Below are 4,904 nucleotides of genomic sequence, written 5' to 3' on the forward strand. Positions count from 1 at the left end.
AGGTTCTAGGTTCTAGGTTCTAGGTTCTAAAAAATTTAACCACAGAATTCACTGAAAAGTAAATAAAATCAAAAAAGATTACTCTGTGCAGCGCGAAGTGCCTCTGTGTGCTCAGTGGTGAATAAAAAATAAGTTGTGCCAGTAAGCTCGCAGATAAATAATTCATTTTATTGTAACTTGATAAGCAAAGGGGCAAAACAACTTGCCCCCTGATGACTAAAATTATACGTCAACACCACCTAGCACCTTGTCTAGTTGCATTTCTGTCAAAACACGATCTTGGATAGGTTGTTTAGCTGCGTTTATTTCATCTACACCCCAAACTAAACCAACTGCTGTGCGTGTTGGGCGTTTACCTTTAGGCATGTCTGCTAGCGCTAAATAGGCATCTACCACCATTTGTGGATTAGGCGCTTGATCGCTCTGCATAAATTTACCGAATTCCTCGAACATAGCGGCAGGAATGTTTGCCAATTCACCGTAGCTGTCCAGTATGTCTGTGCGTGATGGTTGTTGTCCTGATGCACTTAGACCTGTAGGGAATGGCCCTGGTTGTACGATGGCGACATCGATGCCGAATGGTGCTACTTCGTAGCGTAAACCTTGGAGGTAGCCTTCTAAAGCATGTTTTGTCGCTGCGTAAGTAGAGAAATACGGCGCTGAAATTTGGCCAACCATTGATGAGGTGTTGATGATCAGGCCAGACTTAGCTTCACGCATCGCAGGCAAAACTGCCAGAATAGTACGCATAGCGCCATAGTAGTTGGTTTCCATCTGCTCGCGAGCTTGATCAATGCTAAATGCTTCTGTAATGCCAAGATACATTACACCAGCATTGTTTAGTAACACATCAATTTTTCCCGCTTTATCTAGCACACTCGCAATGGCGGTTTTGACAGAATCGTCGTTAGTAACATCCATATCAACAACCTGAATAGAATCGCTATACGCTTCTAATTCGGCTTTAACTGCAGCGTTTTTGCCTTCAGGGCCGCGCATAGTAGCGAACACTAGATAGCCTTTATCAGCAAAATCTTTTACTGACTTTTGACCAAATCCACTGCTGCTACCTGTGATAACGATGCTTTTTTGTGTTTCGTTCATTATTCTTTCCTATTTGCTTTGCCTAATTAAATACCAGCCGGTACAACAAACCGTAAAGAACAGCCTGTCAAATTAAAATACCGAGTGGTACAAAATGATTTCAAATACAGTTAAGCCCGTTAGAGGGCGTCCAAAGACCTTAGATCGCGATCATGTTTTAGATGTGGCAATGGATTCTTACTGGAAAGACAATATAGGTAATTTATCCCTTAATGAAATTTGCAGAAGATCGGGTGTATCTAAACCTGGTCTTTACCGTGAATTTTCTAATGAAGATGGCTTGATGAAAGCTGTCCTGATTAGGTATCAGGAGCAAGTGTTAGAGCCTGTGCAGCAGATGCTAAATAGTGACGTTCCATTTAAAGAGGCCCTTGATAACCTTATATCGTTTGCCACTTCAGTTAATTGTCATGATGAATCTCCAAATGGCTGTCTTTTTATAAAAATGCGCGAATCACGGGTACATTTGGGAAAAGAAACACAAGCGCAAATAGATTTTCTTGAAAAGCAGGGATTACTTTTTTTCAAGAAATGGGTAGAGCGTTCAAAGACTAAGGGAGAGTTTTCTGTGGACATGTCATCGGAATTTGCTGCTACTTATATTGACGCGCAGCTAAGCAATGCATCGACACAACTAGCTCGAGGTGTGGCCCCTGAAACGGTGAAAAAGATATTATTAGTCGCTTTTTCTGTGCTGGAATGACTACGCCAGCTCGTTCAGTTTTAAGACATTTTTTCAACAAAGGTTGAAAAGAGAACTTTATGACTCAAATCAGCACAATAATTCGCATCAGTATGTAGATTTATTTTGGTTAGTGTCGAATTTGATATTCAGAGCAAAGCCTAGTTGAACTCATAGTGCTCTAACTAAGTTCGACTGTGAGCAATACCCGGCTATTGATAATAGCTAATTAAGTAGTCAAACGTTGTTTGCTAACATATTCAAGGATATGAGCGACGCGCGTATATTGTTCCACTTAGCTCTACTTAAAGATTTTAGAAAACTTAATGATAGTAATACCTTAGCTAATTTGTTAAAACTGTGTAAAGTATACATATGAGTGTGGTCTGAGCAGAAATATCCGCCCTTCGCGCACTATAAATGTTATGTTTTTAACCAAACTGGATCGTAAATGTTCAATAATCAAATAATTAGTATTGAGGTTTCTGAGGAAAGTAACTTTTCTTTTAGTAGAAAAATTACAGTAGATGAAATGACTGTATTTCTTAAGGTGCTCTCTTCTTCATATAAAACAGCTCAACATTTATCTACTACTTTAGACTCTGAGTTAGAAGTAAATATAGATTCATGTTTAAGAGCATTACTCGTTAAAACAAGCCAAACTGTTAATAAAAGCAACGAAGTTGAACCATCCTTTATTAATGACCTCAACTCTTATAATTATTTTTCAGCATATGCGTTTAATCATGATGAGTTAGAAATTGTTTCCATTAATTACAATAGCCCATTAAAAATTGAAATCACTGGTAAATCATTACGAAACTTAGTTATTGCAATAGCTTTAATGGGAGGAGAAATGAGCACGGGTGATTTCTCCGTAAAAATGCCTGGAATAGCCGACATGATTCAGAAATTATCAACAACCTATATTGAAATTAAAAAATTCAGTAACGATCAAGGTGTTATTGATAAAGAGATTAATAAGCATGTTGGTACTTTACCTCATAAAGATATTAATAGTTTTAATGCCTTAAAAAATGGTGTTCAAAAAACATAATCCGGTAGCCTGAGGTCTCCTCCAGCCCCCACAACACCCATCATGCGCTTTTTATCAACAGGAAGTGCAATGGGCGGTTCACCTTCCATAATGAATATTGATCTAAATATCTCTCAATGACACTAAACCTTGTGAAGCTAAGTAGTCATTGCCTAATGCAATGTTAGTTCTCTTTTATCTTTTACGTGAAATAGAAGTAACTGATTGAACCAAAAGAGGAACTCAGCTATGGTTAAAAAATCAATAAAAATAAATTTTAAACGAGTAATTCTACAGGCTCGTTAACCATGATAAGGATCTATGATGAGCCTGAAAGATCACTTTGAATTGCTGGCGGCCTATAATCAACAGATGAATTTAAAGGTGTATGAGGCTTCGACTCAGCTCAGTGCAACTAATCTGGCCCAAGACCGTGGGGCCTTTTTTGGATCCATTCTCGGAACCCTTAATCACATCATTGTTGGTGATACTATCTGGCTAAAACGGTTTGCTACCCATCCAGCCTGCTTGCGGTCTTTACAGGAGGTAGCTGATATTCCAAATCCAAAGAGCCTGGATCACATAGCCTTCAATGACATTGGTAGCCTATCGGAGCATCGGTTCTGGTTGGATCGGATAATTATCAACTGGACAGCCGAGCTATCTGAAAGTGATCTGGATTTCATTCTCAGCTACCAAAACACTAAGGGGATCTCCGCTACCAAACGATATTCGAGTCTAGTTCTTCATTTTTTTAACCATCAGACTCATCATCGTGGCCAAGTTTCTACATTGCTATCGCAGGCAGGCGTGGATATTGGGGTTACTGACCTGTTGGCTGAGATTCAGGAGGAAACGCATGCATAACAAAGCGAACATACTTTTGAGATCACCGCGATGAATCAAGAATTAAGACTATTGGAAGAAATCCTAAAGAGAAATAGCGAAGATCCTGACTCAATTGATATTGAAAATGAGGTCGATCATTATTTCTTCTTTGATGGAATTAAGAATGAAGAAGATCTCGATGAAGCATGGAGAGTTTTTGATGAACACGAAGATATAAGGAATAGGCTTTTAAATATAGTAAGTGAAACTGACTCTATATCTAGGTGGGGTTACAGAATACCAAAGAGTGAGCAGATTAGGTGTGATGATCAGGAACTCAAGAATTTAGTCTCCTTACACATATCGAGTCTTCGACCAATCCTTTTAGAGGAAGACTATAATGCCGAAATTATTGCCTTTATTGATAGCGGCTTTCAAGTTGAAATTGCTCCATCAGGTATAGAATTCCCTGATACATCGGATAACGAACTATTTGGTGTCCTTTATGAAGCGATTGGTGAGTATTGGATTGATAACTTCCCCTATGACAGGGAGCATTATGAAGTCTTAAAAAACTGGGCAATCTACCTTACTAAGTGTGACGAAGTTGCAACTTATTTAATGTGGCCTTTTTTGTCGAACGAAAAAGACCTAGCCCCTTGCACAATGGATGCTGGTGCTAAATTATGGAAGCTTGGTTGTAGAGATCGATTTTGGGTTAAAGATTTAGACTACGTAAGTAAAGTAGTTTATGTAAGGCCACCATGGCTAGACGAATAACCGCACATAATCGGTTAGCCGGAGGTCTCTAACCTCTAGACCACTCGATTCTAAACGCCTATTTTTGGTACTGGTGATATCACATGCTATGGCGAGTCGTTGGCTGATAAGCATTGGCTATTGGGTAATAATATCCCCTACTTCGTGAGTCTAGAATCTGTGTTACTCTAAAGCGCAGTGTTTCTTAATCTCTTTGTGAATAATTCAATTAAAGATCTTTTGAAAAGAACAAAGGGGTCAAATCTTGTCTTCAGACATCAAAACAACCAGTAAATATCTGTAAAGCTAAAGTCTAGCTTTTTAAATAATCTGGATGTGATTTGTCCAATAACATTGTTACGTCGTTTTACAGGGCAAGAGCATGAAAAAAGCCTATGATTTCAATACCTTTTCAAGGTAACCTGTACTGCGCATAGCTTTTTTCTGTTTTGCGGGCATGCCTTTATTAAAGCTTGTTTCTGCTTTTAGCTGATT

The 4,904-nt window shown here is 38.7% G+C and carries 5 protein-coding genes; 4 read left to right on the plus strand and 1 reads right to left on the minus strand.

Annotation, left to right across the window (positions count from 1 at the left end; genetic code table 11):
• Positions 1-222: 222 nt before the first annotated feature.
• Positions 223-1,104, minus strand: a complete 882-nt coding sequence (locus tag H5187_RS22545) for an SDR family oxidoreductase (RefSeq protein ID WP_182740933.1) — start codon at positions 1,102-1,104, stop codon at positions 223-225.
• A gap of 94 nt (positions 1,105-1,198) precedes the next feature.
• On the opposite strand from H5187_RS22545, the gene H5187_RS22550 reads away from it, so the two are divergent.
• From H5187_RS22550 to H5187_RS22565, 4 genes are all read left to right on the plus strand, one after another.
• Positions 1,199-1,807 (plus strand): TetR/AcrR family transcriptional regulator, encoded by a 609-nt coding sequence (locus H5187_RS22550; RefSeq protein ID WP_182798390.1) that lies wholly within the window; start codon positions 1,199-1,201, stop codon positions 1,805-1,807.
• 430 nt (positions 1,808-2,237) lie between these two features.
• Positions 2,238-2,843, plus strand: coding sequence for a hypothetical protein (locus H5187_RS22555; protein WP_182767949.1), 606 nt, complete (start codon positions 2,238-2,240; stop codon positions 2,841-2,843).
• A gap of 300 nt (positions 2,844-3,143) precedes the next feature.
• Entirely contained in the window at positions 3,144-3,689 is a 546-nt protein-coding gene (locus tag H5187_RS22560; protein WP_310737479.1) for a DinB family protein, read from the plus strand.
• A gap of 30 nt (positions 3,690-3,719) precedes the next feature.
• Positions 3,720-4,430, plus strand: coding sequence for a hypothetical protein (locus H5187_RS22565; protein ID WP_182798391.1), 711 nt, complete (start codon positions 3,720-3,722; stop codon positions 4,428-4,430).
• Positions 4,431-4,904 lie beyond the last annotated feature (474 nt).

Source organism: Pseudoalteromonas sp. SG44-1 (assembly GCF_014164315.1).
Taxonomy (GTDB): Bacteria; Pseudomonadota; Gammaproteobacteria; order Enterobacterales; family Alteromonadaceae; genus Pseudoalteromonas; species Pseudoalteromonas rhizosphaerae.